Here is a 14,735-nt window from a genome sequence, read left to right as displayed (position 1 = left end):
TCTATTGATTTAATTATTAGCATTGAAATTAAGCTAACTTTTATAATATAAAAGTGAAACTAAAGCTACAATTCTACCATTTTAAAGTTAAAATTTTATTTAATTAGAATTGTTTTTATAAACAAAATTAGCCAAGCTCATTGGCTTAGCTAAGTGTAGATTTGTGCCTTTTAATAGCGATATGAAGGATATCTATCGCCGCTGGGGTGATTCCGCTGAGATTTGATGCGGCCGCTAAAGTCGGTGGAGCAAATTTGATTAACTTCTCGACCACTTCATTACTCAAGCCACTAATTGTCTTAAAATCCAAATCATTTGGAATTTTGATATTTAAAAGCCCTTTCATCTTCTCAACTTCTATATGCTGTTGTGCGATATAGTGATAATACTTCGCTTCTGTGAGAATTTGGTTTATTGAATTTTTGCTTAAATTCTCAAAAAACGGCTCAAGCTTTCTAAGCTTATTTTCGTCAAAGCTCTTTCTAGCGACCAATTTTTGTAGCGTTATCTTCTCACCTATTGGCTCTTCACCGATGGCGGCTAAAAATTCCAAAGTTTCTTTATTAGGCGTTATCTCTTTTGTAAGCAAAATTTCCATAGCTTTTTGTAATTCATCCCTTAAAGCCTCAACCTCATCATAAGCCTCTTTTGCGAGCAAACCTATCTCAAATCCATATTTACTAAGCCTTAAATTCGCATTATCCTCTCTTAAAAGTAATCTAAATTCCGCCCTGCTAGTAAACATTCTATAAGGCTCTTTTGTCCCTTTTGTGACTAGATCATCGATCAAAACCCCTATATAACTCTCATCTCTGCGTAAAATCAAAGGCTCTTTATTTTGTAAATTCAACGCAGCATTTATACCAGCCATAAGCCCTTGAGCGGCAGCCTCTTCATATCCTGTGGTGCCATTTATCTGCCCTGCTAGATATAACCCACTAATCTTTTTAGTTTCTAAGGTATGTTTAAGCTCGGTTGGATTGACATAATCATACTCTATAGCATATCCATGTCGCACGATAATCGCATTTTCAAAGCCCTTAATAGACCTTAGCATTGCTACTTGCGCATCATAAGGGAGTGAAGTTGAAAATCCATTTATATAGTATTCAGTCGCTTCTAAGGTTTGAGGCTCTATAAATAGATGATGGCGCTCCCTATCTCCAAAGCGGTTTATCTTATCTTCGATACTTGGACAATACCTTGGCCCTACTCCTTCTATCTGACCTGTAAATAGCGGTGCTCTATCGAAATTTGATCTGATAATATCGTGAGTAGTTTCATTGGTATAGGCTATATAGCATGGAAGTTGCTCTTTGCTCCAATTTTTACTTCTAAAGCTAAAAGGCTGTGGATCGATATCGCCATTTTGAATTTCTAAAACACTAAAATCAATTGAGCTTGCTAGTACTCTAGGGCAGGTGCCAGTCTTTAATCTACCCATTTCTAAATTCAGGCTTTTTAGCGAGCTTGATAGCTCTTTTGAGCTTAGCTCACCGACACGGCCGGCTTCTAGCTTATTGATTCCTACATGGATTAAGCCATTGAGAAATGTCCCCGTTGTTATGATGAGTTTTTGCGTGTGATAAGTGTTGTCTAAATGGGTTTTTACCCCTATTATTTTGTTATTTTGCGTTAAAATTTCAGTAGCGATCTCTTGAGTGATCTGTAAATTTGGCGTGTTTAAAAGCAAATTTCGCATATAAATTCGATATCTATCCATATCTATTTGAGCCCTACTACCACGCACTGCTGGGCCTTTACTCTCATTTAAGAGGCGAAACTGTATCCCGCACTCATCAGTCGTAAGCCCCATTTGACCACCTAAAGCGTCAATCTCTTTGACTAAATGCCCCTTGGCCAATCCGCCAATTGCGGGATTACAGCTAGCTGCACCGATTTGCTCGGCTAAAATTGTGATTAATAGAGTTTTGGCTCCCATTTTAGCTGCTGCGAGTGAGGCCTCGATCCCGGCATGTCCGCCACCAACTACGATAACATCATATTCCATAATTTGCCTTGTGATTTTTAGGGGCGATTTTATCTAATTTATAGTAAAAGATTTATAAATTTAGATTATAATTTCTCAATTCGAATTTGAGGTGATTATGTTTAATGGACTGATTCGTGAGATTGGTGTTGTGCGTAGTTTTGATGGTAAAAATCTAAGTATCAAGGCTACTCATAAACCAAATTTAGGTGATAGCATAGCGGTAAATGGGGCTTGTTTGAGCGTAACAAAGATTGATAAAGATGGATTTGTGGTAGAATTAAGCAGCGAAAGCGCTAATATATTGGCTTTGGAAAATTACAAAAACAGAGTCCATATAGAACCAGCTATGAAAATTGGCGATAGGATAGATGGGCATTTGATTCAAGGGCATATAGATGCTATTGGGGTTATTAGAGATATTAAGAGACTAGCAAGTGGGGTGGATTTTATCATAGAATTACCAAATGAAATTTTACATCTAATAGCCAAAAAAGGCGCCATCGCAGTTGAGGGCGTGAGCCTAACAATCAATGATATCAACTCAAATTTAATGCGTCTAACCCTAATCCCTATAAGTATGAAAGATACGCTATTTGGTGAGTTCCAAATAGGTAGAAGAGTCCATATAGAAAGCGATATTTTGGCTCGTTATATTGATAGAATTCTAAACTCAAAAAACCAAACTCTCACTTGGCAACAGGCTGATTTTTATGCTAGTATCTATTGATAACGATAAGGTTATTGCTGGTTTTACAACCAAATTTGGTGGTGTGAGCAAGGGTGTTTATGAGAGCTTAAACTTAGCCTATCATGTGGGCGATAATAAGCTAAAAGTAGAGCAAAATAGAGAAATTTTAGCTCACAAAATCAAAGCCAAAAAATTAATTTTCATGGAGCAAATTCACTCTGATATAGTCCAAAATTTAAGCGATATTAGCCAAATTTTAGAGCCTTGCGATGCGATTTTTACTAATTTAACCCAAGTTGGGCTATGTGTTATGGTGGCTGATTGTTCGCCTGTGCTTTTATATGATAAAAAGCTAAATTTAATCTCAGCTATCCATGCCGGTAGAGCTGGAGCCATCTCAAAAATCATAACCAAAACAATAGATAAAATGGGCTCAAATCCTAAAAATATCAAAGCAATAATAGGCCCAAATATCAAAAAAAATTGCTATGAAATTGGGGATTTAAATTTGGGGGAATTTAATAAATTTAAAGATGGTTTTAAATTTGATCTAGATGGGGCTTTGCGATTTGAGCTTGATGGCATCGGTGTCAAAGATTATGAATTTAGCGATATTTGCAGCCACTGCGATGATAGATTTTACTCATATCGCAAGAGCGGTTTAACTGGTAGATTTGCTGGTTTTATAATGTTAAAAGGATAAATTATGTATGAGAAATTCACCGATATCGAGCTTTTAAAAATCTCACAAAATGCTAGGAATTATGGATTGGAATTTGGAGAGAATTTGGCACTTTTGGAGCTATTTTTTCGCCCAAAAAAATTTGAAATAGAAAGTAGCGACCTAGAAAAAATCGCAGAAATTTTCTCTTCACTTCAAAGTATTAAAGAGAAATTTCAACTTAGCAAATAAAGCAAAAAATAAGTTAAATTTAGCTACAATTCGCACTTCATTTCACATATGCTAATCCTTGTTTAGTTGCAGTTAATGTCGCTGCTAAGGAGCATAGAGGAATAAACTAATCAAATTTTTTTAAGGAGAAACTCATGGTTACTATGAGAGATTTACTAGAGTGCGGTGTACATTTTGGTCACCAAACAAGACGCTGGAATCCAAAGATGAAAAAATTCATTTTTGGCGAGAGAAAAGGCATTTATATAATAGATTTACAAAAAACTATTAGATATTTCAGATATACTTATAATATAGTAAGAGACGCCGCAGCTGAAGGCAAAACAATACTATTTGTCGGCACTAAAAAACAAGCCGGTATCGCAGTAAAAGAGTATGCTGAAAAATGCGGTATGCCATATGTAAATCACAGATGGCTTGGCGGTATGATGACGAATTTTGGGACCATTAGACAATCAATTAGAAAACTTGAAGTTATAGAAGCTATGGAAGAAGATGGCTCTATAAATTTACTTACCAAAAAAGAAGCTTTAATGCTAAGACGCAAAAAAGAGAAGTTAATAGCAACTCTAGGCGGTATCAGAAATATAAAAACACTCCCTGATATGATATTTGTAATTGACACAGTAAAAGAGAGAATCGCAGTAGCAGAAGCTAACAAACTTAAAATACCAGTAGTGGCTCCTATAGATACAAACTGCGATCCAGATATCATTGACTACCCAATTCCAGGCAATGATGATGCTATCAGAAGCGTTCAGCTATTCTGCCAAGAGATGGCTGAAGCGATCAATGAGGGTAAAGCTTTAAGAGATCAAGATGGCGAAATCAGCGAAGAGATAGAAGCTCCAACTCAAGAAGAAAAAGATGAAATATTAGAAGAAGCTATGGCTGAAGGCGAGGAAGAGTAATGGAAATTAGCGCAAATATGGTAAAAGAGCTCCGTGAAAGCACTGGAGCTGGAATGATGGATTGTAAAAAGGCTCTTCAAGAAGCTAATGGAGATATGCAAAAAGCAGTTGATATACTAAGAGAAAAAGGTCTTGGCAAAGCTGCTAAAAAAGCTGATCGCTTAGCTAGCGAAGGTCTTGTAAGCGTAGTTGTAAGCAGTGATAACAAAACAGCTACTATAACAGAAATTAACTCTGAAACTGATTTTGTGGCTAAAAATGCTACATTTGTTGATTTAGTTAAAAATACAACTCTACATGTCCAAACTAACGCAATCACCACAATTGATGAGCTTAAAGAGTCAAGCATTGGCGGGGTTAAATTTGAAGAGTTTTTCCAAAGCCAAATCGCTACTATTGGTGAAAATTTAGTTGTAAGAAGATTTGAAACCATTAAAGCTAGCAAAAATGGAATTGTAGCTGGATATATCCACTCAAATAGCCGTGTTGGTGTCTTAATAGGCGCTGCTTGCGACTCTGAAGCGACAGCTAGCAAAATTGGCGATTTTTTAAGAAATCTTTGCATGCATGCAGCGGCTATGAAACCTCAAGTTATAAGCTATAAAGAGTTTAGCCCGGATTTTGTAGAAAAAGAGTATCTAGCTCTTAAAGGTGAGCTTGAAAAAGAGAATGAAGAGCTAGTCCGCCTTAAAAAACCGCTTCACAAAATACCTGAATTTGCTAGTAGAGCACAATTAAGCGATGAAGTGATAGCCAAAGCAACTGAAAAATTAAAAGAAGAGCTAAGAAAACAAGGCAAACCTGAAGCTATATGGGATAAAATCCTTCCAGGTCAAATAGAGAGATACATAGCTGACAATACTCAACTTGACCAACGACTTACTCTTTTAGGGCAATTCTATGTAATGGATGACAAAAAAACTATTGAGCAAGTAATAGCTGAAGAGGCTAAAAAACTTGGTGGTGAAATAGAAATTGTAAGCTATGTAAGATTCGAAGTTGGCGAAGGCTTAGAGAAAAAGACTGAGGATTTTGCTGCTGAAGTAGCTGCTCAAATGGCTTAATAATGTTAAAGGCGTTAAATTTATCTCATAAATTTGACTATTTGCTCTTTAACGATATAAATTTAGATATCAGACCCGCTACTACTACTGCTATTATGGGTGTTAGTGGTAGCGGAAAATCTACAATTTTACACATTTTATCTACACTTTTATCGCCTACTGATGGTGAAGTTATATATAATGATAAATCACTTTATAAGCTAAGTAGTGATGAACTTTTAAAAATTCGCAGATATGATTTTGGGATTATTTTTCAAGCACATTATCTTTTTAAAGGATTTAATGGCTTTGAAAATATCGAACTCGCCACTATATTAAGCGGTCAAAAAATTAATTTAAACCTCCTTAAAGCATTAAAAATCGATAAAGTAGTAAATCAAAAAATCGGCGAACTTAGCGGCGGCCAACAGCAAAGAGTTAGTATAGCTAGAGTATTAGCCAAAAATCCTAAAATTATTTTTGCTGATGAGCCGACTGGAAACCTAGATCAAACCACTGCTAAAGAGGTCATGAGCGTAATCTTTGACTATGTCAAAACCAATAACGCCGCTTTGGTCTTAGTAACGCACGATAAAGATATAGCCAAATTATGCGATATAAAATACCAACTATCTAATCAGCACTTAACTCAATACCAAATTTAACCAATTTCACCCAAATCCAAAAGGCATTTTTACAACTTTAAAAAACTCCACTCAAAAGGATTAACTAGCAAAGGCGATTATGAGACATACATTAGAGTTAAAAACTCCATTGAAGCTACTAAAAAACTGCTTGATTAAAATGCTAAAATAGCTCTTTAGCTTATGCCAAGGTATTTGGCAATGATAAAAACAATATATTTAATCTATCTAAAAAGCTTGATAGCTTAGATAAAAGCATACACATATTAAAACAATCGGATATGAATTTTGAAGAATACTCTAACTATCTAAAACAATTAGAAAAAAATAAAGAATTTCTATCTAATTTAATAGATGAAAGATTTGAAAAGATTGAAAAAATAGTAAAAGAAAAAAGGTAATAACATAGATAGAGATAGCTTCATATATAAAGAGTATAAAAAGGCTGTAAATTTACTAGATAAAGATAGCGTTATAAGAGAGAGAAAACTTCTCTTACTCTAAATCTAAAATAAGAGAAAATGAAGTTAAAGATAAAGAGATTTATTTGGGGAGATGATTTTGGTGTATGCTAATATCGCCTTAAATTTTTATTTTTTAAAAGCGATATGTTTGAGTTAGCTTAGTGTTGTGGTTTTTTGAAAATTTGATATGCTTTAATGCTTAAATAAACCAAAATGAAAGCACCTGCGATTAAGATATAATCAAGTCCGCTCATTATTTACTCCTTTTTTCTATGTATATCGCTATTGCCATTATTGCTATTCCTTCAATAATAGCTAAAAAGCCTTTAACTGTTGCTTCACCAAACTGCCAAGCAAAAGCACCATTTACAAAAATACCAAGTCCGATATTTTTAAATAATTCTATCATTTTTTGCCTTTAAATACTTAAAATTTTATATTATAAAATATTAATACACTGTTCCAAATCCAGTATCTCCATCTTCACTTAATGCTTCATATTTATTATTTGTATTTGTGCTTTTATTATTTTTATTTCTATTTTGCTCATTCTTAGCATTGATTTCTCTTGCTGTCTCATTGATGCTATTTACTGTGTCAGAATAAGCTTCTGTAAGCGTAGCACATCCATTAAAAATCCAACTACTAAAGCACCAATCACTAAACTTTTTTTCATTTTTCTTCCTTTGTTTAAAGTTCAACTATTTTAATAAATTTTTGGTAAATAATTATTTATAAATCTAAAAATTTTTTTAATTTTTGATATTTTTACTCTCCTAAAAATTGTTTAAAAACTTCTCTACATTATCACGCTCAAAATATTTATAATATTGTGTAGAGATACGCATTAAAATCATCTCTCTCTTAAACTTATCAGCTCGAGCTCATCACTTTGATAAATTTTATATAACGAAGCATTTACTAAATCTATATCATCAAAATTAGCCGCTATACCTAATTCTGGGGCAATTTCATCATAAAATAGCTCTATTTGCTCCCCTTTTTTGTAAGCACAATTCTAAAAGCATTTATAAAGTCTTGAGTGTTTGTAAAATTTTTGTATTTGTGTTTCAAGCCAAGTTGGATTGTGGTATAATTTACAACATTATAAACGCATTTGTAAAGAGTGCGGAGCAAAACTATATCCCATTAGTGAAGCAGAAGTTAAGGAAGTATTAGAAAAACAAGGCAATATAGAGCTATGCTTATGCTCTAAATGTAATAAAAAAGCATAACCGAAAGTAACCTAAGGATAAGCAAGATGGCAATTATAAAAGCTCAAGGTGGAATAATAGAAGCCCACCACGCTGACCCTATATGGGTTAGGGAACATTTTAAGCACGATATAGAATTACTTAGAACAGGCGAACTACCAAAGAAATCTGAAGTAGAAATAGCAAAAGCTAATGAATTGCTGTTAAGGATATGGGCTGTGTGGGGCATAGCCTTACTTGCTTGTATAGCCTATGGGTATAACCCTTGGTTTATAGCGGTTATTGTAATTGGGTTTATATTCTGTATAGGGGCTACTGGGGCAATATCAGGGCATAACTCAGGGCGTTCATTATGGCTAACGGCTAGGAATAATGGCTTTAGATATGATAGTGATAGTGATGTTACCTATATAGCTCAGTTACAATTAATGGGTTTGAGCTTAATACCAAAGGAGCTTAAGGAAAAGGCTGAAGCTGATTGTAGGATACTAAAGGGGCATACTATGTATAGGTATCCTATAACCTATGAGAAAATACATTTAAGTAGGCGTTGCAATAATTGGCTAAATGCTAAGATATCTTTTAAACTTGTTGATAGAGTTAGAACTATAGAAGTAACTACGAAAGATAGAAAGGTAGTTATAGAGATAGCAAAGCTAAAGAAATATGAAAAATATATACAAGGTATGGGGGGCTTTACGAATAATTTTGAGATGGACGGTAGGTCTTTTAATAAACTCTTTAGCTCTAAGACTGTGTATAATAACGCATCAATAAGTTTATATACTCTTTATGAGAGACATAAGGGGGAGTTGGGGATTGTGAAAAAACCACAGGCTTTTAGAGAGCTACATATAACAATCCACCCTAAAACTGGTGATAATAATTATAGGCTAGAGAAAACGGTAGAAGATTGGGAGATAGTAGAATTAGTTGATGAAAGGTTTAATCCTGATGTTTATAGAGCATTAGAAGATGATAAAGCATTAGATAAAGCAATTAAAGCAGAGTTAATATAAAGGAGAACAGAATGCAAAACACATATCTAGATAGGGTCAGTGAAGCTCTAACGCTTTTAAATAGATTAGATAATTTTAAACCACCTACTAATGGTAATGGTAATGCTGTAAAGAGCTACTCTATAAAGCTTTTTATATTGTTATTTACAATAGCAAAACACGAAGGAGAAACACAGGCTTTCTATGCTGAGTTACTAGGCTGGACTACGGCTAATACTAGCATTCACGCTAGATATCTCTATGATAATGGTTTTATAAGTAAAGCCTATGATGATAGAGATACTAGAAACTTAGCTAGAAAGTTATTTATAACACCAAAAGGAAGAGAGTTCATAGAAAACTTATTAAGAAAGGAGAGAAATTAAGCAAAATTATAAGAGGGTCTTATAATATAAGCAAAGGCAATAAGGTATGTTTAAATTAAAAGATGGTCGTTACAAAAGGGATTACCACCGCACTTAGATACTCGTTTCAAACCAAGTTGGATTGTGGTATAATTTGCAACATATATCCCCCTGTCTTACTGGTATGAAGCTTAATATATTTCAAACCAAGTTGGATTGTGGTATAATTTGCAACTGAAACGCTAGACAGACGTGAAGTAATTAAAGAAATTAGTTTCAAACCAAGTTGGATTGTGGTATAATTTGCAACATCTCAAGCTTTAGGCAGTGCGGGACAAATTAGCAGTTTCAAACCAAGTTGGATTGTGGTATAATTTGCAACTTAACTTTTTTGACATTTTTTCTTGACGGACTTTAATGTTTCAAACCAAGTTGGATTGTGGTATAATTTGCAACTATTTTGATAACTCACACTTACCCCATCAATTGAGGTTTCAAACCAAGTTGGATTGTGGTATAATTTGCAACAGCTCTTTAGCTATTTGATTTTTACTCCCCATATAGTTTCAAACCAAGTTGGATTGTGGTATAATTTGCAACGCCAAATTTTGCTGAAAGGCGAGAGAGTGACGATGCTGTTTCAAACCAAGTTGGATTGTGGTATAATTTGCAACTGGAGTTTTGGGAATGGGGGCAATAATTATCTATAGTTTCAAACCAAGTTGGATTGTGGTATAATTTGCAACGGGCGTCCGTGCCTAGAGTATTTTGGAGCTTATATCCGTTTCAAACCAAGTTGGATTGTGGTATAATTTGCAACATTAGCTTCTACATATACTCGCATAGTGATATTTAAGTTTCAAACCAAGTTGGATTGTGGTATAATTTGCAACTGATACTGGTTTTCTTAGAGCTAATGTTGCTTTTAGTTTCAAACCAAGTTGGATTGTGGTATAATTTGCAACTTAATGTGGCTCACGGAATATCCATTTAACATAAATGAGTTTCAAACCAAGTTGGATTGTGGTATAATTTGCAACAAAAATCAAGCCCTAGAGAGAAAATAAACGCATTTGTGTTTCAAACCAAGTTGGATTGTGGTATAATTTGCAACGTTTCTAATTGTATTTTTATAGGCTCCACTTTGAGGTTTCAAACCAAGTTGGATTGTGGTATAATTTGCAACATGTAGTTAAGGATGTTTTAAAAGGCAAATATTGGGAGTTTCAAACCAAGTTGGATTGTGGTATAATTTGCAACGGTATTTTAAGCGATTTTGGAAAATCATCACTATGTTTCAAACCAAGTTGGATTGTGGTATAATTTGCAACGAATTAGAGCAAGCTTATAATGAAAATGTAGAAAAGTTTCAAACCAAGTTGGATTGTGGTATAATTTGCAACCAGATATAGTAGCTAATTTTAGCCTAGACAAATTATTGTTTCAAACCAAGTTGGATTGTGGTATAATTTGCAACTCCACACAAAATGCCCTGTTTTAGGGATTTTGTGCTTAGTTAATTGTAAAATTTTTTCCACTTAGAAAAAAATCGCAAAAAGTGGCGAATTTGTGGAAAAATATGTTATAATTCAAGCGCAAATTATACCATAATCTAGCTTATAGCGTTTGAAATCACCACAAGGTGTTTTCATATCGGGGCAACTGCCTTTGGCACCCCCGGTTATTCTCTATCATCACAATAATTTTTAAACTCACATTGCGCACAAGCTGTAATGCTAGCTGAGCTTTGGGGGAAATATCCTTTTTCTAATAGATCTTGAATTTGCGTTAGTGTTTTATCAAAATAAGCTAAATCCTCTTTATAAATTTCAAAGATTTTAAATTTTAGATTATTTGAGTAGCATAAAATCACCCTATGAAAAGGCTTTTTAAAATGTTTGCTAGCAAGTTTAGAATATGCTATAAGCTGCATTTTTGCACCCTTGCTTAAAATTGGCTTTGATTGGTTTTTAAACTCTACTACTATTATCTCATCATCACATTCAAAGACCAAATCCAAAACTCCGCCAAATTTTTCATTTTCTAAATATAAATTTTTATGAGCTTTTTTAAAATTAAGTCTGAATTTAAGGAATTTTCTGCTTTTAAATAACTCATCTTGATAAGCGTGAAACTCGCTACCATGTTTTACATACTCTGGATATTTGGGCGAAAAATGACAAAAATTATAAAAATAAAATATTCTTGGGCAGAATATAAATTGTCTAATATGGCTTACTAAAATCATTTTATATACTTAAATAATATGGAATTCGAGTTTTTCAAAATCGCTTTTTTCATAGCCGATTAAATCTTCAAATTTTAAATCAAATTTAGTTATGATAACTTTATCATTTTTATCACAATATCTTGATAAAAATATTTTTATTTCAATTTTTTCAGCATTGCTAAGCTCACCGAAAAACACTGACTTTTGAACAGCTCTTAGCCCAAAATCTTTTAACATTTCAAAAACTTTTGAGCGATTTTTATTATCTTCTATATCATAAGCTATCAAATAATCCATTTTACCACCTAAAAATATATGATTTATATTTTTTATTATCACAAAAGAAAGCTGAAATTTTATAAATTTGCCTTTGGATAATGCTTTCTAATGTAAGTTTTCTATGATTATAGATAAGCTTTTTTCTCATTGTGTTAAGAATATTTGAAGCAATTAATCTCTTATCGTCTTGTTCTAAGCTATTTTTTAGAGATGAGCGAAGTTTGATAATATTTCTATCTACTACAAAACTGCGATATTCTTCCATAATATCAAGTGCTAAAGATGGTTTTGAGCTGCGCATAGAGTGAAGCACTCCAAAATATGGGTTAAGCCCGGCATTGATTATGCTTTTATAGACAAAATTTAGCAATATAGCATAGCCGTAATTTAGTGCTTGGTTGGTTATTTCTGTGCTATTTCTTTTGGTTCTTATCTCAAAACTATCAGCAAATAATCCATTTTGCTTTAAATACTCAAAATACGCATTTGCCACGCTGCCTTCTATACCAAAAATCTCGTCTTTATTAAGATTTTTATTTTTTAGTATTTGTAGGGCTTTTTGAAAGCTTGCTAAGATATTTTCTTTTTGCTTGGCGGTAAAATTCCTAGAAAAATATAAAATAGTAGAGCGTTGATTTTTAATTTTTCCTATGATAAGCTCTTTTGCTAAGATTATATCTTTGCCATTTGTCGCACTAGCAAACTGCTCTTTTAATACATTTACACCTTTATGCTCATAAAGTGTATGAGTGGCTGAAAAATTAGTAAAATTAGCATAAAATATCTTTATACCACGGATAGAACAAGCAAAGACTAAATCACTTGAAATATTAATTCCATTTGAGTTTATAGAAATAGTTTTGAGCGATTTTAGGGCTATTTCTTTGATGATTTCTCTATTTTTATAAACTACTAAACGCTGAGATTTTAGCCCTAAGAATAGCCCAAAGCTATTAAGCACTAGGTGCTTCATCGCTTAGAGCTTTTACTATAATCTCTTTATTTGCCTTTGAAGTGCTCTCTACGCAGTATTTTATAGCTAAAATATCATCGTTATTTTTGATAATTTCGATCTTATTATCTCTTGGTTTGCCTAAAAACTCCTTAAAATCATCGCATAAATATTTTTGGATAAAGGCATTTTCATCATTATCGTCATTGATATTTTGAATTTCTAGCTTACTTTTATCAAAGCTTACTAGCACTTCGTGTCTGTTTGCTTGGCTAAGGATAAAATCTAGCGAGATTATTTGTTTAGGGAGATTGTCTGCGATTTTTACTTTATAAATTTGCTTGGCATTTTTGCTTTGTAGGCTTAAAATTACCAAAATATCACTAATTCTAATTGGCAAAACATTTGTGCTGTAATATGGAATCTTTAAAATTTCTCTACTATCAATATCGATATAAGTTTTTGTAGCTATATCTTTATTTTTTAGTCCAGCAAAACCAGAATTTCGCTTAATAGCGTATTTAGTATCTTTGGCATAAACAGGCAGTGAGAAAGTAACTCTATTTTTGTCCCTTGCCCTTGGCTTGGCGTTTTTAGTATAAAATATCTCTTTGTAAAGCTCTATTACTTTATTTCTTTGTAGAGTTTTCTTCTCTTTGGCTTTTTCATCTAGCTTGATTGTATAGATTTTATCTTGGTTTTGAGATAAAATGGTGTAAAATTTATCTATATTTTTGGTGGCGGATTTAAGCTCTTTTGCCTCTTTTAACTCACCTTTTTCGTTAAAAAATATAGAAAAGATATCCTTGCGGATATAGCTTTTTAAGTAATTGTCTAGGAATTTTATATCTTTTAGAACGCTTGTATCTTTATCTTTAAAAGATTTAAAAATCAGCTCAAAAACCTTGTGAGTATCTACAAAGCCATTTTCTTTTAAAAGCTCATATTGAGTTAGAATTTTCTTTTGTTTTTCATCAAATTTACCCTCATAAACCAAAGAATAAACACTATCATCAAAGAGCTTTTTGCTTTTTTGGCTTTTTTGATTAAGCTCTAAATATTGCTTACTTTGCGGCAAAATTATATCGCTATTTTTTGGATAAATATCTTTAAAATAATCATAATCTGGCTCTATTTGGCCTTTAATTATTTTGCTATTTGCTAGATAAAAAACAATGCTAGCATCCACGCAGTGGCTATGGCTATCTTGGAACTCTTGTTTTGCTATGCTTGTATCATTTTGTGCTAGATCTTTTCTAGTAGAGCTTACTAGCTTTGAATCTATGAAATTTATATCGATTTCACTCTTTGTAAGCTTTGAAATTTTTTCAATTAATATATTTATAAATCGTTTTTGAGTGCCGTTTGAGTGCGTTTTTATGGTATCTAGCTTTAAAAGTCTTAGCGCTTTTTTAAAGCTATTATCATCTGTATCTAAAAAGAGCGCATGTCTAAATGCGATTTGCTCAAAAAAGCTAAGATTTCTAAAATTTGTAAAGTCATTTTCATCAATTTTGCTGATATTTTCATCGATAAAAGTTTTAAATGAATTTAAATCAGTGGTTTGTGTTTTAGCAAAAATATATTTTAGATAATTTTCATCTAAATTGCTTAATAGATATTTTGTGTTGCTTTTTATTTGATTGCTAGTAGAGCTTGTTGGGATTAGATTTGTTAGTGAGTTATATAGCCCTTTTGAGCGTGGCAAAATATGGTCATATTCGCAATTTATTTGGCTGATTTTAGCACCAGAATATGGGCAAATAAAGCTCTCTTCATCCTTTTGTCTCTCTTTGGCAAGTCCTAATTTGCTTAGGTTTGACTCAAAGTTAAATTTATTCATCTCTACATTTATTTGTATATTATAAATATCTGTAAAATCAATTTTTTTGATAATTTCATGAGCTAAGCGATCTAAATACATCTCTATTTTGCCATTTATTAGCCTTGCTGAATTTGAAGCTAAGCGTGATGCGATGGCTGATTTAGCACTTGATCGTATGAGATTTTCAAGTGTGTGAAATTTACAAGTTTTAGCAAA

15 protein-coding genes and 1 CRISPR repeat array are annotated in these 14,735 nt (G+C 32.9%); of the genes, 8 read left to right on the top strand and 7 right to left on the bottom strand.

What is annotated here, in order from left to right:
• Positions 1–145: 145 nt before the first annotated feature.
• Complete coding sequence (mnmG, locus tag CLAN_RS01410) at positions 146–2,011, bottom strand: tRNA uridine-5-carboxymethylaminomethyl(34) synthesis enzyme MnmG (RefSeq protein WP_100590408.1); 1,866 nt, start codon at positions 2,009–2,011, stop codon at positions 146–148.
• A 97-nt stretch (positions 2,012–2,108) separates the two neighbouring features.
• Here mnmG and ribE point away from each other — a divergent pair, with 97 nt between their 5' ends.
• The 6 genes from ribE (at position 2,109) to CLAN_RS01380 (ending at position 6,213) form a co-directional block, all read left to right on the top strand.
• Entirely contained in the window at positions 2,109–2,720 is a 612-nt protein-coding gene (ribE, locus tag CLAN_RS01405; RefSeq protein ID WP_086234998.1) for a riboflavin synthase, read from the top strand.
• On the top strand, positions 2,704–3,384 hold the full coding sequence (pgeF, locus tag CLAN_RS01400) for a peptidoglycan editing factor PgeF (RefSeq protein WP_100590407.1): 681 nt from the start codon (positions 2,704–2,706) through the stop codon (positions 3,382–3,384). The genes ribE and pgeF overlap by 17 nt, the downstream gene beginning before the upstream one ends.
• Positions 3,385–3,387: 3 nt before the next feature.
• Positions 3,388–3,594, top strand: coding sequence for a hypothetical protein (locus CLAN_RS01395; RefSeq protein ID WP_086225553.1), 207 nt, complete (start codon positions 3,388–3,390; stop codon positions 3,592–3,594).
• A 134-nt stretch (positions 3,595–3,728) separates the two neighbouring features.
• Positions 3,729–4,505, top strand: a complete 777-nt coding sequence (rpsB, locus tag CLAN_RS01390; RefSeq protein WP_086225552.1) for a 30S ribosomal protein S2 — start codon at positions 3,729–3,731, stop codon at positions 4,503–4,505.
• Positions 4,505–5,569, top strand: a complete 1,065-nt coding sequence (gene tsf, locus CLAN_RS01385) for a translation elongation factor Ts (protein WP_086226836.1) — start codon at positions 4,505–4,507, stop codon at positions 5,567–5,569. The genes rpsB and tsf overlap by 1 nt, the downstream gene beginning before the upstream one ends.
• Positions 5,570–5,571: 2 nt before the next feature.
• The gene (locus tag CLAN_RS01380) at positions 5,572–6,213 is read left to right on the top strand and encodes an ABC transporter ATP-binding protein (protein WP_096017684.1); all 642 of its coding nucleotides are present in this window, start codon (positions 5,572–5,574) and stop codon (positions 6,211–6,213) included.
• Between the two features lie 696 nt (positions 6,214–6,909).
• Here CLAN_RS01380 and CLAN_RS08260 read toward each other — a convergent pair.
• Both CLAN_RS08260 and CLAN_RS01375 read right to left on the bottom strand, forming a co-directional pair.
• Positions 6,910–7,065, bottom strand: coding sequence for a hypothetical protein (locus CLAN_RS08260; RefSeq protein ID WP_167368916.1), 156 nt, complete (start codon positions 7,063–7,065; stop codon positions 6,910–6,912).
• Between the two features lie 40 nt (positions 7,066–7,105).
• Positions 7,106–7,357 carry a hypothetical protein gene (locus tag CLAN_RS01375; RefSeq protein WP_096014874.1) on the bottom strand — a complete coding sequence of 84 codons (252 nt, stop codon included), beginning with the start codon at positions 7,355–7,357 and terminating at the stop codon, positions 7,106–7,108.
• A 560-nt stretch (positions 7,358–7,917) separates the two neighbouring features.
• Between CLAN_RS01375 and CLAN_RS01370 the strand changes: the two genes are divergently transcribed.
• Positions 7,918–8,889 carry a hypothetical protein gene (locus tag CLAN_RS01370; protein ID WP_100590406.1) on the top strand — a complete coding sequence of 324 codons (972 nt, stop codon included), beginning with the start codon at positions 7,918–7,920 and terminating at the stop codon, positions 8,887–8,889.
• Positions 8,890–8,900: 11 nt separating this feature from the next.
• Positions 8,901–9,254, top strand: coding sequence for a helix-turn-helix domain-containing protein (locus CLAN_RS01365; protein ID WP_100590405.1), 354 nt, complete (start codon positions 8,901–8,903; stop codon positions 9,252–9,254).
• Between the two features lie 103 nt (positions 9,255–9,357).
• A CRISPR array of direct repeats spans positions 9,358–10,710; the repeat unit is 37 nt; unit sequence GTTTCAAACCAAGTTGGATTGTGGTATAATTTGCAAC.
• Positions 10,711–10,914: 204 nt separating this feature from the next.
• Here CLAN_RS01365 and cas4 read toward each other — a convergent pair.
• From cas4 to CLAN_RS01345, 4 genes are read right to left on the bottom strand one after another with little or no spacing between them, the layout of a single operon-like run.
• Positions 10,915–11,481, bottom strand: a complete 567-nt coding sequence (gene cas4, locus CLAN_RS01360) for a CRISPR-associated protein Cas4 (protein WP_100590404.1) — start codon at positions 11,479–11,481, stop codon at positions 10,915–10,917.
• A gap of 9 nt (positions 11,482–11,490) precedes the next feature.
• Positions 11,491–11,760, bottom strand: coding sequence for a CRISPR-associated endonuclease Cas2 (gene cas2 / locus CLAN_RS01355; protein ID WP_141080632.1), 270 nt, complete (start codon positions 11,758–11,760; stop codon positions 11,491–11,493).
• A gap of 1 nt (position 11,761) precedes the next feature.
• Entirely contained in the window at positions 11,762–12,715 is a 954-nt protein-coding gene (cas1, locus tag CLAN_RS01350; RefSeq protein WP_100590403.1) for a CRISPR-associated endonuclease Cas1, read from the bottom strand.
• Entirely contained in the window at positions 12,696–14,537 is a 1,842-nt protein-coding gene (locus tag CLAN_RS01345; protein ID WP_332057407.1) for an HNH endonuclease domain-containing protein, read from the bottom strand. Before CLAN_RS01345 ends, cas1 begins: the two co-directional genes overlap by 20 nt.
• Between the last annotated feature and the right edge of the window lie 198 nt (positions 14,538–14,735).

Origin of the sequence: Campylobacter lanienae NCTC 13004, from assembly GCF_002139935.1 — a bacterium.
Lineage (GTDB): Bacteria > Campylobacterota > Campylobacteria > Campylobacterales > Campylobacteraceae > Campylobacter > Campylobacter lanienae.
This window is presented reverse-complemented; position numbering and strand designations above follow the sequence as displayed.

Bases quoted from the DNA above. Each gene is read 5' to 3' on its own strand.
- mnmG (WP_100590408.1), bottom strand. From the start codon at position 2,011: ATGGAATATGATGTTATCGTAGTTGGTGGCGGACATGCCGGGATCGAG.
- ribE (WP_086234998.1), top strand. From the start codon at position 2,109: ATGTTTAATGGACTGATTCGTGAGATTGGTGTTGTGCGTAGTTTTGAT.
- pgeF (WP_100590407.1), top strand. From the start codon at position 2,704: ATGCTAGTATCTATTGATAACGATAAGGTTATTGCTGGTTTTACAACC.
- CLAN_RS01395 (WP_086225553.1), top strand. From the start codon at position 3,388: ATGTATGAGAAATTCACCGATATCGAGCTTTTAAAAATCTCACAAAAT.
- rpsB (WP_086225552.1), top strand. From the start codon at position 3,729: ATGGTTACTATGAGAGATTTACTAGAGTGCGGTGTACATTTTGGTCAC.
- tsf (WP_086226836.1), top strand. From the start codon at position 4,505: ATGGAAATTAGCGCAAATATGGTAAAAGAGCTCCGTGAAAGCACTGGA.
- CLAN_RS01380 (WP_096017684.1), top strand. From the start codon at position 5,572: ATGTTAAAGGCGTTAAATTTATCTCATAAATTTGACTATTTGCTCTTT.
- CLAN_RS08260 (WP_167368916.1), bottom strand. From the start codon at position 7,065: ATGATAGAATTATTTAAAAATATCGGACTTGGTATTTTTGTAAATGGT.
- CLAN_RS01370 (WP_100590406.1), top strand. From the start codon at position 7,918: ATGGCAATTATAAAAGCTCAAGGTGGAATAATAGAAGCCCACCACGCT.
- CLAN_RS01365 (WP_100590405.1), top strand. From the start codon at position 8,901: ATGCAAAACACATATCTAGATAGGGTCAGTGAAGCTCTAACGCTTTTA.
- cas4 (WP_100590404.1), bottom strand. From the start codon at position 11,481: ATGATTTTAGTAAGCCATATTAGACAATTTATATTCTGCCCAAGAATA.
- cas2 (WP_141080632.1), bottom strand. From the start codon at position 11,760: ATGGATTATTTGATAGCTTATGATATAGAAGATAATAAAAATCGCTCA.
- cas1 (WP_100590403.1), bottom strand. From the start codon at position 12,715: ATGAAGCACCTAGTGCTTAATAGCTTTGGGCTATTCTTAGGGCTAAAA.
- CLAN_RS01345 (WP_332057407.1), bottom strand. From the start codon at position 14,537: ATGAATAAATTTAACTTTGAGTCAAACCTAAGCAAATTAGGACTTGCC.